This is a genomic window from Streptomyces sp. SJL17-4, from assembly GCF_036826855.1.
GTDB lineage: Bacteria > Actinomycetota > Actinomycetes > Streptomycetales > Streptomycetaceae > Streptomyces.
The window spans coordinates 3,418,227-3,434,364 of sequence record NZ_CP104578.1; the positions used below are offsets into that span (position 1 = coordinate 3,418,227).

General features: G+C 70.6%; 15 protein-coding genes. 2 read left to right on the forward strand and 13 right to left on the reverse strand.

What is annotated here, in order from left to right; translation table 11 throughout:
* Positions 1–5: 5 nt before the first annotated feature.
* Positions 6–977, forward strand: a complete 972-nt coding sequence (locus N5875_RS14930) for a sigma-70 family RNA polymerase sigma factor (protein ID WP_338494277.1) — start codon at positions 6–8, stop codon at positions 975–977.
* A gap of 6 nt (positions 978–983) precedes the next feature.
* On the opposite strand, the gene N5875_RS14935 is transcribed toward N5875_RS14930, so the two are convergent.
* Positions 984–1,259 carry an STAS domain-containing protein gene (locus tag N5875_RS14935; protein WP_338494278.1) on the reverse strand — a complete coding sequence of 92 codons (276 nt, stop codon included), beginning with the start codon at positions 1,257–1,259 and terminating at the stop codon, positions 984–986.
* Between the two features lie 65 nt (positions 1,260–1,324).
* Between N5875_RS14935 and N5875_RS14940 the strand changes: the two genes are divergently transcribed.
* Positions 1,325–1,978, forward strand: a complete 654-nt coding sequence (locus tag N5875_RS14940; protein WP_338494280.1) for an HAD family hydrolase — start codon at positions 1,325–1,327, stop codon at positions 1,976–1,978.
* Here N5875_RS14940 and N5875_RS14945 read toward each other — a convergent pair.
* From N5875_RS14945 to N5875_RS15000, 12 genes are all read right to left on the reverse strand, one after another.
* A complete protein-coding gene (locus N5875_RS14945) occupies positions 1,975–2,565 on the reverse strand; it encodes a Uma2 family endonuclease (RefSeq protein ID WP_338494282.1) in 591 nt (196 codons plus the stop codon). The genes N5875_RS14940 and N5875_RS14945 overlap by 4 nt on opposite strands.
* 100 nt (positions 2,566–2,665) lie before the next feature.
* Positions 2,666–3,943, reverse strand: coding sequence for a thymidine phosphorylase (locus tag N5875_RS14950; protein ID WP_318208827.1), 1,278 nt, complete (start codon positions 3,941–3,943; stop codon positions 2,666–2,668).
* A gap of 80 nt (positions 3,944–4,023) precedes the next feature.
* A complete protein-coding gene (locus tag N5875_RS14955; protein ID WP_338494285.1) occupies positions 4,024–4,428 on the reverse strand; it encodes a cytidine deaminase in 405 nt (134 codons plus the stop codon).
* Positions 4,425–5,687, reverse strand: coding sequence for an ABC transporter permease (locus N5875_RS14960; protein ID WP_318208825.1), 1,263 nt, complete (start codon positions 5,685–5,687; stop codon positions 4,425–4,427). The genes N5875_RS14955 and N5875_RS14960 overlap by 4 nt, the downstream gene beginning before the upstream one ends.
* The gene (locus N5875_RS14965; protein ID WP_318208824.1) at positions 5,684–6,802 is read right to left on the reverse strand and encodes an ABC transporter permease; all 1,119 of its coding nucleotides are present in this window, start codon (positions 6,800–6,802) and stop codon (positions 5,684–5,686) included. The genes N5875_RS14960 and N5875_RS14965 overlap by 4 nt, the downstream gene beginning before the upstream one ends.
* Positions 6,799–8,511, reverse strand: a complete 1,713-nt coding sequence (locus tag N5875_RS14970) for an ABC transporter ATP-binding protein (protein ID WP_338494287.1) — start codon at positions 8,509–8,511, stop codon at positions 6,799–6,801. The genes N5875_RS14965 and N5875_RS14970 overlap by 4 nt, the downstream gene beginning before the upstream one ends.
* Before the next feature lie 105 nt (positions 8,512–8,616).
* Positions 8,617–9,672 carry a BMP family ABC transporter substrate-binding protein gene (locus tag N5875_RS14975; RefSeq protein ID WP_318208822.1) on the reverse strand — a complete coding sequence of 352 codons (1,056 nt, stop codon included), beginning with the start codon at positions 9,670–9,672 and terminating at the stop codon, positions 8,617–8,619.
* A gap of 304 nt (positions 9,673–9,976) precedes the next feature.
* Positions 9,977–11,197: an amidohydrolase gene (locus N5875_RS14980; RefSeq protein ID WP_318208821.1), complete on the reverse strand. Its 1,221-nt coding sequence runs from the start codon at positions 11,195–11,197 to the stop codon at positions 9,977–9,979.
* A gap of 116 nt (positions 11,198–11,313) precedes the next feature.
* Complete coding sequence (locus N5875_RS14985) at positions 11,314–12,534, reverse strand: hypothetical protein (RefSeq protein WP_338494290.1); 1,221 nt, start codon at positions 12,532–12,534, stop codon at positions 11,314–11,316.
* Positions 12,531–13,424 (reverse strand): N-acetylneuraminate synthase family protein, encoded by an 894-nt coding sequence (locus N5875_RS14990; protein WP_318208819.1) that lies wholly within the window; start codon positions 13,422–13,424, stop codon positions 12,531–12,533. Before N5875_RS14990 ends, N5875_RS14985 begins: the two co-directional genes overlap by 4 nt.
* An 11-nt stretch (positions 13,425–13,435) precedes the next feature.
* Positions 13,436–14,620: an acylneuraminate cytidylyltransferase gene (locus tag N5875_RS14995; protein ID WP_338494292.1), complete on the reverse strand. Its 1,185-nt coding sequence runs from the start codon at positions 14,618–14,620 to the stop codon at positions 13,436–13,438.
* Positions 14,620–15,939, reverse strand: a complete 1,320-nt coding sequence (locus N5875_RS15000; protein WP_338494294.1) for a DUF6716 putative glycosyltransferase — start codon at positions 15,937–15,939, stop codon at positions 14,620–14,622. The genes N5875_RS14995 and N5875_RS15000 overlap by 1 nt, the downstream gene beginning before the upstream one ends.
* Between the last annotated feature and the right edge of the window lie 199 nt (positions 15,940–16,138).

Genomic DNA, 16,138 nt, shown 5'->3' on the forward strand with positions numbered 1-16,138 from the left:
ACCCGATGAGCGACGCCGCGACCGCGACGACCGACCAACTCGACACGTACCGCCGGGAGCTGACCGGTTACTGCTACCGGATGCTCGGGTCCTCCTTCGAGGCCGAGGACGCGGTGCAGGACACGATGGTGCGGGCCTGGAAGGCCATCGACTCCTTCGAGGGGCGCTCCTCACTGCGGTCCTGGCTCTACCGGATCGCCACCAACGTCTGTCTGGACGCGCTGAACGCGGGCAACCGGAGGGCACGGCCGATGGACCTGACCGCTCCGACGCCGGTCGCGCAGGCGCAGCTCGTCAAGCAGCCGGAGATCACCTGGCTGGAGCCGATTCCCGACGGGCGGGTACTGCCCTCGGTCGCCGACCCGGCGGAGACGGCCGTCTCCCGGGAGACCGTACGGCTCGCGTTCGTGGCCGCGCTCCAGCATCTGCCGCCGAAGCAGCGGGCGGTGCTCATCCTGCGGGAGGTGCTCGCCTGGAAGGCGAGCGAGGTCGCCGAGCTCCTCGACACCTCCGTCGCCTCGGTCAACAGCGCCCTCCAGCGGGCCCGCGCGACGCTGGCCGAGCAGGCGCCGGCCGCCTCCGACACGGCCAACCCGCTCGACGAGGAGCAGAAGGCGCTCCTCGAGCGGTACGTCGCCGCGTTCGAGGGCTACGACATGAAGGCGCTGACCGCGCTCCTCCACGAGGACGCGACCATGTCCATGCCGCCGTACGACCTCTGGCTCCAGGGGCACGACGACATCGTCGGCTGGATGCTGGGCGTCGGCGAGGTGTGCGCCGGCTCGAAGCTGGTGCCGACCGTGGCGAACGGCTCCCCGGCGTTCGCGCAGTACCACCCGGACCCGTCGGGCGGCTTCAGCCCGTGGGCGCTGATCGTCCTGGAGCTGCGCGACGGCAAGGTCGCCGGGATGGACTTCTTCCTGGACACCGAGCGCTGGTTCCCGCTCTTCGACCTGCCGGCCCGGCTGGAGGTCTAAACACCTCTAGAGCCCGAGCGTCCCGTCGAGGCCGGTGAGCAGGAGCAGGGCCCGGAGGTCGGGTCCCGCTCCGTGGAAGCGGATCCGATGCCCCCGCCGCCCGGCGGCGAGTTTCAGCCGGGCGAGGGCGTCGACGGCGGCGAGGTCGGCGGGCGCGAGCGCGCCGACCTCGCAGACCACCTCCCCCGGCGGGGCGGCCCGGATCTCGGCACAGAGTTGCGCCACCTCGTCCCCGGTGGGGCGGGCGGTCAGGGTCACGACGAGCGGTTGACTGGTGTCCACATGCCTGGTGACCGGCGGAGGGACCGGAACTCATCGGTGCCCGGCCACCGCATAGGCTCTGGATCATGACTCACGAGCCTGTCGAACTGGTGATCTTCGACTGTGACGGTGTTCTGGTGGACAGCGAGCGGCTCTACTGCCGCGTGGACCGGGAGGTGTTCGCGTCCCTCGGGGCGGAGTTCACCGAGGCGGAGGTGGTCGAGTACTTCGTCGGCTCGTCCCACGAGATGCTCACCGCGATCGTGGAGGAGCGCCGTGGCCGCCCGCTGGAGCCCGGCTGGCAGGCGCCCTTCAGGCAGCGGTACGACGACGTGCTCGACGCGGAGCTGACGGCGGTGGAGGGCGTCACGGACGTCCTGGACGCCCTGAAGGTCCCGTACTGCCTCGCCTCCAACAGCAGCCACGCCGGGATACGGAAGAACCTGGGGCGGACGGGTCTGCTCGACCGCTTCGAGGGCCGGATGTTCAGCGCCCATGACGTCGCCCGGGGCAAGCCGGCTCCGGACCTCTTCCTGCACGCCGCGGCCACGATGGGCGTCCCGCCGGAGCGCTGCGCGGTGGTGGAGGACAGCCCGTACGGCGTGCAGGCGGCCCGCGCGGCCGGCATGCGCGCTTTCGGCTACTGCGGCGGGCTGACGCGCGCCGACCGGCTGATGGGCCCGCACACGGTGGTCTTCGACGACATGCGGGAGCTGGTGGGGCTGCTCGGGCGCAACTAACCGAAAGGGAAGTTGCTGGTGTCGATCGTGAGGTCGAAGGGGACGGGGATGTGGATCTCCTCGCCAAACTTGCCCCTCTGGAGCTCCTGGTAGACGTCACCCTTGGGTTCCCCGTAGAGCGTGACGGTCGGACCGGCGGGAGCGAAGCGGTCAATGAGGAGATAGAGCGGCACCTGGGCCTCCGCATAGGCAGCCGCTTTGTTCATCCTGTCGTAGCTCGCATTGGAGAGCGACGTGATCTCTACAATCAGTTCAGCCGCCGTGAGGGGCGCGGACTCGCTCCCTTCCAGCTCGGCCACGGCGCTTTCCGGCATGACGACGAGATCCGGGACATAGAGGCGGCCACGCGACGGGTGGGAGACTCCCAGCGTTTGGTAGACCCCCCAGTCGTCGGGGACCACCGTGTACAGCCTGCGGTGGACCTTCTCGGCGATACGGTTGTGCGGCGCGGCGGGCGGTGGTGTCACAACAATGATCCCATCGATGATCTCCACCTTGCTGCCCTCGGGCCAGTCCGACTCCTCCCAGAAGCGGACAAGCTCGTCCCAGTGCGGGCCCGGAGCGGGATCGACGGGGAGTGCACTCATGGCGGTCTCCTTTTCGGTGTGACACCGATCCCAGCATGCCGAACGGGACCGGTGATGGTCCACCGGTCCCGTTCACCCGAACGTGTCAGACGCATATGCCTCAGGCGATGCGGTCCAGGACGATCGGGTTCGGGGTGAACTCCGTGCCCGGGGCCGCGATGTCCCAGGCCGCGTCCAGGGACTTCAGGGCGTAGTCGAACTTCTCCGGGGTGTCCGTGTGCAGGGTCAGCAGCGGCTGGCCCGCCGTCACCGTGTCGCCCGGCTTCGCGTGGAGCTCGACGCCCGCGCCCGCCTGCACCGGGTCCTCCTTGCGGGCGCGGCCCGCGCCCAGGCGCCAGGCGGCGATGCCGATGTCGTAGGCGTCCAGGCGGGTGAGGACGCCGGTCGACGGGGCCGTGACGACGTGCTGCTCGCGCGCGACCGGGAGCGCCGCGTCCGGGTCGCCGCCCTGGGCCGCGATCATCCGGCGCCAGTGGTCCATCGCCGAGCCGTCGGCCAGCGCCTTCGCCGGGTCCGCGTCCTTGATGCCGGCCGCTTCGAGCATCTCGCGGGCCAGCGCGATGGTCAGCTCGACGACGTCCGCCGGGCCACCGCCCGCGAGGACCTCGACCGACTCGCGGACCTCGAGGGCGTTGCCCGCGGTGAGGCCGAGCGGGGTGGACATGTCGGTGAGCAGCGCGACCGTCTTCACGCCGCTGTCGGTGCCGAGGCCGACCATCGTGGAGGCCAGCTCACGGGCGTCCTCGATGTTCTTCATGAACGCGCCGGTGCCGACCTTGACGTCGAGGACCAGGGAGCCGGTGCCCTCGGCGATCTTCTTCGACATGATCGAGGAGGCGATGAGGGGGATCGCCTCGACCGTGCCCGTGACGTCGCGGAGCGCGTACAGCTTCTTGTCGGCGGGGGCCAGGCCGTCGCCCGCCGCGCAGATGACCGCACCGGTGGTGTCGAGGACGTGCAGCATCTCCTCGTTGGAGAGCAGCGCGCGCCAGCCCGGGATGGACTCCAGCTTGTCGAGCGTGCCACCGGTGTGGCCGAGGCCGCGGCCGGAGAGCTGCGGGACGGCCGCGCCGCACGCGGCGACGAGCGGGGCGAGCGGGAGGGTGATCTTGTCGCCGACGCCGCCGGTGGAGTGCTTGTCGGCGGTCGGGCGGGAGAGGGAGTCGAAGTTCATGCGCTCGCCGCTCGCGATCATCGCGGCCGTCCAGCGGGCGATCTCCGCGCGGTTCATGCCGTTCAGCAGGATGGCCATGGCCAGGGCGGACATCTGCTCGTCGGCGACCGCACCGCGGGTGTACGCGTCGATGACCCAGTCGATCTGCTCCGGGCTCAGCTCGCCCTTGTCCCGCTTCGTGCGGATGACGGAGATGACGTCCATGGTGGTGCCTCTTTCTACGCGCATAGAGGGGGAAAGGAGGAGCGGCCCTTCCCATCGTGCCGGAAGGGCCGCTCCGAGGTTTACTTCGCGAGGTGGTCCGGGCCGAATGCCTGCGGCAGCATGTCGGCGAGCGTCACGAACCCGGCGGGCGTCTCCAGGACGAGCTCGGGGCCCCCGAACTCGTACAGCAGCTGCCGGCAGCGGCCGCACGGCACCAGGGACTCGCCGTGGCCGTCGACGCACACGAAGTGCGTGAGACGCCCGCCGCCGGTCGCCTGGAGCGCCGAGACGAGCCCGCACTCGGCGCACAGGCCGAGGCCGTACGAGGCGTTCTCCACGTTGCAGCCGGAGACCGTCCGCCCGTCCTCGACACGGGCCGCCGCGCCGACGGGGAAGCCCGAGTACGGGGCGTACGCGCGGGACATGGCCTCGCGCGCCGTGACCCGCAGGGCCTCCCAGTCGGCCTCGGAGAGGGCGGTCGTCACTTGCCCTGGCCCTTGCGGTAGGGCAGGCCGTCCGCCTTCGGCATGCGCAGGCGCTGCGCCGACAGGGCGAGCACGAGCAGGGTGGTGACGTACGGGGCCGCGTCGACGAACTGGCTCGGGACCTCGTCGGTCAGCGCGTACCAGAGGAAGAAGCCGCCGGAGAAGGCCGCGGAGATCACGCCGACCACGTACTTCTTCTTGTACAGCTGCCACAGGGCGGCGACCAGCAGGAGCACGGCGACGAGCAGCAGCAGCGCGTGGACGTTCTCGGCGCCGCCGCGGAGCTTGAGGCTGTCGGTGAAGCCGAAGAGGCCCGCGCCGAGCGCCATGCCGCCGGGCATCCAGTTGCCGAAGATCATCGCGGCGAGACCGATGTAGCCGCGGCCGCCGGTCTGGCCCTCCTGGTAGATGCCGGTGGAGACGATCGCGAGGAACGCGCCGCCGAGACCCGCGAGGGCGCCGGAGACGGTGACGGCGATGTACTTGTACTTGTAGACGTTCACGCCGAGGGACTCGGCGGCGACCGGGTTCTCACCGCAGGAGCGCAGGCGCAGGCCGAAGGCGGTGCGCCAGAGCAGCCACCAGGTGGCCGGGATCAGCAGCAGGGCGACGATCGTCAGCAGCGACAGGTTCGTCACCAGGCCGCCGAGGATGCCGGCCAGGTCGGAGACGAAGAACCAGTGCTTGCCCTGGACATCGGTCAGCCAGTCCGAAAGGCCCGGCACCGTGATCTCGTAGATCTGGTCGATGCGGGGGGACTGCTTGGAGGAGCCGCCCTCGGCCTCGGCGAACGTGAAGTTCGACAGGTACTGGGTGAAGCCGACCGCGAGGATGTTGATCGCCACACCGGAGACGATGTGGTTCACGTTGAACGTGACGGTGATGATCGCGTGCAGCAGACCGCCGAGCGCACCGCCGAGGAGACCGACGAGGACACCCGTCCAGGGGCCCCACTGGTATCCGGCCCAGGCGCCGAACCAGGTGCCGAGCACCATCATGCCTTCGAGGCCGATGTTGACGACGCCCGCGCGCTCGGCCCACAGACCGCCGAGACCGGCGAGACCGATCGGCACGGCGAGCTTGAGCGCACCCGAGACCTGACCCACCGAGGTGAGGTCGTTGGCCCCGGAGACGGCCCGGACGAAGGAGAAGAGCAGGAGACCGGCCGCGACGATCAGCATGATCCACGGCAGGGTGAGCTTGCGGCGTCCGCCGCCCTTGGGCGCGGCGCTCGGCTTGGTGACAGTGCCGGTGCTCATGCCGAGACCTCCTTGTCGGTCTTGATGGCGCCGCCGGCGGCGAGTTCCTCGCCGACCTTCTGCTGCTGGCGACGGAGGCCGTAACGGCGGACGAGCTCGTACGAGACGACGACCGCGATCACGATGATGCCCTGCATGATCTTGGTGATCTCCTTCGGGTAGCCCTCGGTGTCCAGCGACGAGGAGGCCTTGTCGAGGAACGCGAAGAGCAGGGCCGCGAAGAAGATGCCGACCGGGTGGTTCCGGCCGAGCAGCGCGATGGTGATGGCGGTGAAGCCGACACCGACGGGGAAGTCGAGGCTGTACGTGTGGGACTCGCCGAGCAGCGTCGGCATGCCGGCGAGGCCTGCCAGCGCACCCGAGAGCAGCATCGAGGTGAGGATCATCCTCTTGGCGTCGACGCCGCTGGCCTGGGCGGCGGACTCGCTGGCGCCGGTGGCGCGCAGGTCGAAGCCGAACCGGGTGCGGTTGAGGACGAACCAGTAGACGACGCCGAGGGCGAGCGCGACGAAGGTGAAGCCGTAGATGACTCCGTTGCCCTCGCCCATGTCGATGCCGGGGAACCAGCCGGACTCGGAGATCTCGCCGGTGGTGAGGTTGTTCGATCCCTCCGGCTGGACGCCGAAGTTCTTCGGCAGGATCAGCCAGGCCACCAGCGAGGTCGCGATGGCGTTCAGCATGATCGTCGAGACGACCTCGGAGACACCGCGGGTGGTCTTCAGGATGCCGGCGATGCCGGCCCAGAAGGCGCCGGTCAGCATCGCGACGAGCACGATGAGCAGGATGTGCAGCGGGCCGGGCAGCTCGATCGAGGCGCCGACGAGGGCCGAGACCATCGCCGCGAGCCGGTACTGGCCGTCGACACCGATGTTGAAGAGGTTCATCCGGAAGCCGATGGCCACGGCCAGGGCTGCCAGGTAGTAGATCCCCGTCTGGTTGACGATCAGGACCTGGATGTCCGCGAACCCGGCGTTGTCGATCATCAGCGTGATCGGCTCGATCGGGTCGAGGCCCGTCGCGAGCAGCACCAGCACGGTGAGCACGAACGAGGAGACCAGGGCGAGGACCGGTCCGGCCGCGCCCAGGATCAGCTTGTCCTTGTCGAATTTCATCATCGGGCGTCACCGTCTTCGGGCTCTTCGTTGCCTTCGAGGTGACCGCTGGCCGCGCCGGTCATGGCGGAGCCCAGCTCCTCGGGCGTGATGGTGGCGGGGGCGGCGTCCGCGACGAGCTTGCCGCGGTACATGACCCGGAGGGTGTCGGAGAGGCCGATCAGCTCGTCCAGGTCGGCGGAGATCAGCAGCACCGCGAGACCCTCGCGGCGGGCGTCCCGGATCGCGTCCCAGATCTGCGCCTGCGCGCCGACGTCCACACCGCGGGTGGGGTGGGCGGCGATCAGGAACTTGGGCGCGTGGCTCATCTCGCGGCCGACGATCAGCTTCTGCTGGTTGCCGCCGGAGAGGGAGGCCGCGGTGACGTCGATGCCGGGGGTGCGCACGTCGTACTCGCGCACGATCCGCTCGGTGTCCTTGCGGGCGGCCTTCGGGTCGAGGATGCCGCGCTTGGAGTTGGGCTCCTCGGTGACGTGGCCGAGGATGCGGTTCTCCCAGAGGGGGGCTTCGAGGAGCAGGCCGTGGCGGTGGCGGTCCTCGGGGATGTAGCCGATGCCGCCCTCGCGGCGCTTGCGCACCGAGACCTTGGAGATGTCCCGGCCGTCGAGGGTGATGACGCCCGCGTCGGGGGTGGCCATGCCCATGAGGGTCTCGATGAGCTCGGTCTGGCCGTTGCCCTCGACACCGGCGATGCCGAGGATCTCGCCCTTGTGGATCGTGAGGGAGATGTCGTCGAGGAGCTTGCGGCCCGCGGCCGTCTCCTCCAGCACGACGACGGCCCTGGCCGGGTCCGGCGGTGCGGCGCTGGTCAGCGGGGCGGCGGCCGCGGCACCGGCCTCGGTCAGCGTCAGGTTCCGGACCTGGAGCATCGGGACGGTGGTGACCGTCGACTCGCGGGTCTCGGGCGAGGGCAGCTCGCTGCCGACCATCAGCTCGGCGAGCTGCTTGGTGGTGGCGGTCTTCGGGTCGGCGGTGCCGACGGTGGTGCCCCGGCGGATGACGGTGATGTCGTCGGCGACCTTCAGGACCTCGCCCAGCTTGTGCGAGATGAAGATGACGGTCAGGCCCTCGGACTTGAGCTCGCGCAGGTTGTCGAAGAGCGCGTCGACCTCCTGCGGGACGAGCACGGCGGTCGGCTCGTCGAGGATGAGGATCTTGGCGCCGCGGTAGAGGACCTTGAGGATCTCCACACGCTGCCGGTCGGCGACGCCGAGGTCCTCGACGAGGGCGTCGGGGCGGACCCCGAGGCCGTACGCGTCGGAGATCTCCCGGATCTTCTTCCGCGCCTTGGCGCCGATGCCGTAGAGCTTCTCGCCGCCGAGGACGACGTTCTCCAGGACGGTGAGGTTGTCGGCGAGCATGAAGTGCTGGTGCACCATGCCGATGCCGCGCGCGATGGCGTCACCGGGGCTGGAGAAGGTGACCTGCTGGCCGTCGACCGCGATGGTGCCCTCGTCCGGCTTCTGCATGCCGTAGAGGATCTTCATGAGGGTCGACTTGCCGGCACCGTTCTCGCCGATGAGGGCGTGCACGGTGCCCTTGCGGACCGTGATCGCGATGTCCTTGTTGGCGACGACGCCGGGGAATCGCTTGGTGATGCCGTGCAGTTCTACGGCAGGGGGGCTGGACGCGTTGATGACGCACTCTCCTTGGCCGGAAGGAGTGGGAGCGGGAGGGCAGGGCGGGGTGAAGTTATCGTGCCAGGGAGACATCTACACGCGTAGCGCTGCCGAAAAATGAAAACCCGTACGGGAATGGGGCCCGGCCCCGGTGGGGGTCCCACCGTTGCCGGGCCCTGGGTCAGTGACCTGCTGTCCTTACGGAGCGGTCTTGACCGTGATCTTGCCGTCGATGATGTCCTTCTTCGCCTTGTCCACCGCGGCGATGAGGTCCGTCATCTTCTTGTACTCCGGGTTGGAGTCGGCGAGGGCGACGCCGTCCGTGGCGAGGCCGTAGCGGACCTCACCGGTCTGCGGCTTGCCGTCCTTGACCGACTTGATCAGGTTGAAGACGGAGTCCGAGACGTCCTTGGTGACCGAGGTCAGGATGCTGGCCTTGTACGAGGCCAGACCCGGCTGGTTGTACTGGTCGGAGTCGACGCCGATCGCCCACTTCTTGGCGGCCGAGGCGGCCTCGATCGAGCCGGAACCGGCCAGACCGGCGGCGGCGTAGATCACGTCGGCGCCCTTGTCGAGCTGGCCCTCCGCGGCGGCCTTGCCGAGGTCGGGCTTCGAGAAGCCGTCGAAGTTCGGCGGCTGGGTCAGGTACTGGACGAGCACCTTCGCCTTGGGGTTGGTGTCCTTGACGCCCTGCGCGAAGCCCGCCTCGAACTTCTTGATCAGCGGAACCTCGACACCGCCGATGAAGCCGACCGTGCCGGACTTGGACGCCTTGGCGGCGGCGACGCCGGCCAGGTAGGAGCCCTGCTCCTCGTTGAAGACGAGGTTGGCGATGTTCGGGCCGGTCTTCGACGTGTCGTCGATGAGACCGAAGGTGGTCTTCGGGTAGGCCTTGGCGACCTTCTCGATGGCCGGGGCGTAGGCGAAGCCGACGCCGATGACCGGGTTGTTCCCGGCGCGGGCGAGAGCGGTGAGGCGCTGCACCTTGTCGGCGTCGCCCTCACCCTCGGAGGGCTCGGCCTCGGAGCCCTTGACACCGAGCTCGTCCTCGGCCTTCTTGAGGCCCGCGTAGGCGGCGTCGTTGAACGACTGGTCGCCGCGGCCACCGATGTCGTACGCGATGGCGGCCTTGGTCGCCTTGGAGTCCGTGCTCGAGGAGCCGGAGTCCGTCGAGGACTTGCCACACGCGGTGGCAGAGAGGGCGAGCGCCGCGGAGGCGATGCCCACGGTCGTGATCCTGGTGATCCGGCGCAAGAGGAGGGTCCCTTCAAGACTGACCGAAAGCGCCTCTTCCGGCGCTGGTTTCGCGGCGATCGTAACGCGCGTAGATGTCAGTTAAAGACCCGTTCATGAGTCGTTATCGGATCGTCGCGAACCGGCCAGTCGAGGCGACCGGGGGCGTTCGGCCCGGTACCGCCGGTTATATCTCCGGGTCCGGGCGCCGGGGAGGGGGGCCGGGGGCGCCACGCCGGGCCGTTGGACCGAAGGGGGGACGCCGGTCGACCGGACGGATGAGGGGTCCGTCCGGCCGGAATCAGAACCGCCGTTTGGCGTGAAATCAGCGCTTTGGTGCCGCGTCGAGCAGCGCCGCGGCCGTGAAGAGCTCCACCCCGGCCTCGATGCAGCGCTCGTCCACGTCGAAGTCGCCGGCGTGGAGGTCACGGACGCGGGAGTCGCCGGGGGTACGGACACCCAGGCGGGCCATGGCGCCGGGGACGTGCTCCAGGTACCAGGAGAAGTCCTCGCCGCCGAGGCTCTGCTCGGTGTCCTCGATCGCGTGCGGTCCGCGGCGGGCGGTCATCGCGGCCTGGAGCAGTTCGGTGACGGCCGGGTCGTTGACGACCGGCGGGACACCGCGCACGTAGGTGACGGTCGACTTGGCCCGGTGCAGGGTCGCGATCTCGTCGATGGCCGCGTGCACCAGATCGGGCGCCTCCCGCCAGGTGGGCAGGTCGAGGCAGCGGACGGTGCCGGAGAGCTCGGCGTGCTGCGGGATGACGTTGCAGGCGTGGCCGGACTCGATACGGCCCCAGGTGACCGAGAGCCCGGAGCGGGCGTCGACGCGGCGGGACAGGACGGCGGGGACGTCGACGGCGACCCGGGCGGCGGCGGTGACGAGGTCGGTGGTGAGGTGCGGGCGGGCGGTGTGGCCGCCGGGCCCGTCGAGGGTGACCTCGAGACGGTCGCAGGCGGAGGTGATGGGGCCGGGGCGGAGCCCGATCTTCCCGGCGTCCACCCGGGGGTCGCAGTGGACGGCGATGATCCGGCCGACCCCGTCCAGGACGCCGGCCTCGACGACGTCGGCGGCGCCGCCGGGGAGGACCTCCTCGGCGGGCTGGAAGAGCAGCCGCACGGGGGCGGGGAGGAGGCCCTGCCGGTCGAGCTCGGCGAGGACGAGTCCGGCGCCGAGGACGGTGGTGGTGTGGACGTCGTGTCCGCAGGCGTGGGCGCGGTTGGCCACGGTGGAGTGGTAGGCGACGGTCTTGACGTCGGGGATGGGCAGCGCGTCGAGGTCGGCGCGGATCGCGAGCATCGGCCGCTCGGGGTCCGGGGTGCCGATGTCACAGATGAGCCCGGTGCCGCCCGGCAGGACCTTCGGCGCGAGGCCGGCCGCCTCCAGGCGGGCCTTGAGCGCGGCGGTCGTACGGAACTCCTGGTTCCCGAGCTCCGGGTGCATGTGCAAGTCCCTGCGGAAGGCGATCAGTTCGACGCGCAGGGGTTCGGACAGCGTTCCGGGCAGGGTGACGGAGCCTGGCTCACGGGACTTCAACTGGTTCACCCTTTGAAGGGTAGGCCTCCAGAGAGGTCAACTGCCCGTTGATCACGAAAAGTTCAGCCCGTTAGGGGAAAGAATCTCGGTACGGCAGGCATGAAGCCCGTTCCATATGGGTACGCTCAGCCGAATTCGAGCCGATCGGTCTGGGTCGCCGTCCGTGAGGTGAGCCGGTCGACCTCGTGGGCCGCCGTGCCCGTCACACCGGACAGGAAGCCCTGGGCGCGCGGGGAGGCGGTGGCCCGCAGCCACTCGGGCGAGATCTCGCAGACCGCGACCTTCACCCCGGTGCCGGCGAGGGCCAGCGGCAGGGTGTGCACCACCGTGGACGGAAAACTGACGACCGTACGGCCGATGGGGCCGCGGCGGGCGATCAGCTCCAGCGGCAGCTCCGGGCGGACCACCTGGAGGCCCGTCTCGACCGCGATCCGGTGCAGCTTCTCGGCGCTCTCCCTGCGGTGCGCGAAGTAGCGGGTGGCCCCGTGGGTGCGGGCGAGCTCCGCCACCACCCGGTCGTAGTGGTCGGCGTCGACCACCCCCGTCTCCACCAGCGAGGTCCCCACCAGGTCCGCGCCGCCGGTGAGCAGCGGCGGGCCGAAGCGGGCCCGGGTCCAGGCGTAGGAGTTCTCGGTGACCGTGATGCCCTCGGGGACCTCGACGGGCAGCGAGGTGAAGATCTCGACCGTACGGCCGGAGGTCGGGGCGAGGCGCTTCTTGGCGAGCAGGGTCACCGGGGCGAGCACCAGCTCGCGCGGGTCGAGACCGCTGCTCCTGCGGTGCCAGCGCACCAGGCGCTCGCCGCGGCCGACCTGGGCGGCGTACTCCATGGTGGCGGTGCCGTCGTCGACCACCGTCAGATGCCGGGGGCCGAAAAGGGTGAGGAGGAGCTGGACGTACCGGGAGAACGGGTCCCCGATGATCACCCGCTCCGCCGAGCGCAGCGGCCGGGCGAGCTCCCGCAGAGTACGGACGAGCGCGCCCCGGCCGCCACGGGCCTCCTGCCAGTGGACGGTGAGGCCCTCGTCGCGGGCCAGCTGGGCCATTCGGCGCAGCTGGCCCCGCGACATGGGGTCGGTCGGCGAGAGGACGACGACCGTCAGGGCGGGTGCGGGCTTTGCCGCACCCTGGGTGGCGTCCGTCGAGCGGGGCGCCCGCACGGACGCACCGGCGTCCGTGGAGTCGGGCGCCGCGGTGACCGCGCCGGCGGGCACGGCGTCCGCCGAGCCGTGCGTGCCGGCGGGTGCCGCGGTGGGCGCAGCCGAGGCGGGAGCCTGGGTGTGCGCCCACTCCAGGACGTTGAGGAGCTGGACCGGGCTCTCGACGAACGCCAGCTGCCTGGTCATGCGGCGACGAGGCCCTGGACCCGGCGGAGCTTCTTCATCGGGCCGAGCTCCGACTCGTAGACCTTCTTGACGCCGTCACCGAGGGCGGTCTCGATGGTGCGGATGTCGCGGACCAGGCGCTGCAGGCCCTGGGGCTCGACGGAGGCGGCCTGGTCGGAGCCCCACATGGCGCGGTCGAGGGTGATGTGACGCTCGACGAAGGTGGCGCCGAGGGCGACGGCGGCCAGCGTGGTCTGGAGGCCGGTCTCGTGGCCGGAGTAGCCGATCGGGACGTTGGGGTACTCCTCCTGCAGCGTCTGGATGACGCGCAGGTTGAGCTCCTCGGCCTTGGCCGGGTACGTCGAGGTGGCGTGGCAGAGCAGGATGTTCGCGCTTCCGAGGACCTCGACGGCGTGACGGATCTGCTCCGGCGTCGACATGCCGGTGGAGAGGATGACCGTGCGGCCGGTGGCGCGCAGCGAGCGCAGCAGCTCGTCGTCGGTGAGGGAGGCCGAGGCGACCTTGTGGGCCGGGACGTCGAACTTCTCCAGGAAGGCGACGGCCTCGGTGTCCCACGGGGAGGCGAACCAGTCGATGCCGCGCTTCTTGCAGTGCTCGTCGATGGCGCGGTACTGGGTCTCGTCGAACTCGACGCGGTGACGGTAGTCGATGTACGTCATCCGGCCCCAGGGGGTGTCCCGCTCGATGTCCCACTGGTCGCGCGGGGTGCAGATCTCGGGGGTGCGCTTCTGGAACTTGACGGCGTCGCAGCCGGCCTCGGCGGCCACGTCGATCAGCGCGAACGCGTTGTCGAGGTCACCGTTGTGGTTGATGCCGATCTCGCCGGTGATGTAGACGGAGTGGCCCGGGCCTGCGGTCTTGTCGCCGAGGGTGCGGATACGGGTGTTCATGGTGCTGATCCTTAGGAGTTGGGGGTGTTGAGCTCGGGTCCGAGGAGCCAGGCGGCGATCTCGCGGATCGCCCCCGAGCCACCCGGGGTGACGGTGACCGCGCGGGCCGCGGCCCGTACGGAGTCGTGCGCGCTGCTCACCGCGATGGGCCAGCCGACGAGGTGGAAGCAGGGAAGGTCGTTGACGTCGTTTCCGGCGTAGAGCACGCGCTGCGGGTCGATGCCCTCGGCCTCGCACCACTCCTTGAGAGCCCGGTCCTTGCGGTCGATGCCGTGCAGGACGGGGATCTTGAGCTTGCGGGCGCGGGCGGCGACGACGGCGTTCTGCTCGGTGGAGAGGATGAGGACGGGCAGTCCGGCGCGGCGCAGGGCGGCGATGCCGAGGCCGTCGCCGCGGTGCGCGGAGACGAACTCGCGTCCCTCGGCGTCCAGGTGGACCCGGTCGTCGGTCTGCGTGCCGTCGAAGTCGAGGACGACGGCGTCGACGTCCGCGAAGCCGGGGGTGGCCGGGGTGTCGAGGAGCGGCGCGAGGGCGCGGGCGCGGGCCAGGTCGTGCGGGTCGTCGATCTCCAGGACCCGGGCGGGGTCGGTGACGACGAGCGCCGTACGGCCGAAGAAGCGGTGCTTGTGGGTGCGGAAGCCGACCGCGTCCATCGCGTAGACGGCGCCGGTCTCCAGGTACTCGGGCTCCCGGTCCTGGCGGCGGGGGCGGTGCGCCTTGTCGTGGTTGACGCCGGTCGCGCCGTCCTCGACCGTCTCGCGCCAGAGGAAGCCGTGCGACGGGGCCGCGGTGAAGGCCGTGTCGGCGGCACCGGAGGTGATGCGCTCGACGGTCTCGGCGACCTCGGCGGAGCTGAGGAAGGGGCTGGTGCACTGGACGAGGAGGACCACGTCGGCCGGGCGGCCGTGGGTGGCCTCGAAGGCGTCCATGGCGTGCAGGACCGCGGCCTCGCTGGTGGCGGTGTCGCCGGCGATCTCGGCGGGACGCTGTACTGCCTCGGCCCCCGCGGTGCGGGCGGCGGCCGCGATGCCGGCGTCGTCGGTGGAGACCACGACGTGGGTGACGGCGCGGGCGCCCAGGCAGGCCCGGACGGCGCGGGCGACCAGGGGGACTCCGGCCACCGGGGCGAGGTTCTTGGCGGGCACGCCCTTCGAACCGCCCCTCGCGGGGATCACGGCGAGCACGGTGGTGGTCATCAGAGTTCTCCCAGACGGCGGATGACGGGGGCGACGCGTTGCACGCCGTGGCGGTACGCGCCCCGCGCGGCCTCCCGGACGACCTTGCGCAGGCCGCTTTCGCGGGGCTCCGGCGCGGTGACGTCCAGGCGGTGGCGGGCGAGGATCCCGGGCAGGTAGCCGGGCGCCGTCTCCGTTGTGTAGTAGGGGGTGATCGGGGGGAGCGCGGGAAGCGCCAGAAGCTCGGTGACCCGGTCGCGGGCCGCGTCGAAGGCGCCCTCGTACGAGCCTCCCCCTACGCCTGACGGAGTGGGGGGACCCCCAGCGGCCACGCCCTGCCGGGCGAGCCAGGTCTCGTCGGGCGTCGGGGCGAGCCCCTTGTCGAGCCGGTCGAAGGAGGTGAGCAGACCGGAACCGACGAAGTGGTGGTTGCCGAGCACCTCGCGGACCCCGAGGTCGGTGAGGATCGCGGTGGGGATGCGCCGGTGGAGGGCTTCGAGGGCCGCCGTCGAGGAGACGGTCACCAGCAGGTCGGTACGGTCGAGGACCTCGCCCATGTGCCCGTACGCGAGCCTGAAGTTGGCCGGCGGGTCGAGCTCGCGGACCAGCTTCTGGAACGGGTACTCCTCCAGGTGCGTGGTGTGTTCGCCCGGCTTGGAGCGGAGCTTGAGGAGCACCTCGCGGCCCGGGTGGAGCCGGGCGTGCTCGATCAGGCGCCGCAGCACGTAGGCGCGTTCGGCCCGGGTGACCGGCACGGACGGCTGGGCGGCGAAGACCAGGGTGTCGCGGCCTGCTTCCGGGGTGTGTGGGGCGCCGCCCAGGAAGGGCAGTGCCGCCTCGACGACCGAGTCGGCCCCGGCGCCCACTCCCTCGTACACGGCGCGGAAACGCTCCGCGTCGTGACGGGAGTTGGCGAGGACGACGTCGGCGCCGTGACGCAGCAGCAGACCGTCGGTCAGCTTCTCGTAGACGACGCCGACATAGCCGGTGACGACCACGGGGCGCCGTTCGAGGCCCAGATCGGCGAGACCCTGGAGGACGGCCCGTACGGTGCCTCCGACGAGAGCGAGGACGACGACGTCGTATCCCTCGCCGCGCGTCTCCGCGTCCCGTACCGCGCGCAGGAATTCAGCCCCCGTCACCTCGCGCGGGGTGGTGGTGGACACCCCGGTCTCGGCGAGCTGGCGTTCGGTGGGGGTTGCCCGTCCGCGCAGGACGAATCCGGTGGGTTCGGCGGTTGCCGTGGTGATGCGGCGCGCCGTGAGGGCGCCCCATTTCCACCGGGTGTCGGAGTCGGCGAGTACGGCGACCCGTACCGCTTCTCTGGTACTTGCTGGCACGTCGAGGACGCTAGAAGGGCATTCCGCTTTTCGGCCCAACTGAGACACAACAAACGGTGAACAGAGCCTCTCCTCCTGTTGAAGTGGGTCGTGAACCGGACGTATCGGGGCTGATTTTCCCTGCCGGGAAAGGCGGTTAATCGGCCCGCCGCTTCGTGTTCACCAAAGAGATGCCCGACGGTCGGTGGGAATGCCGGGA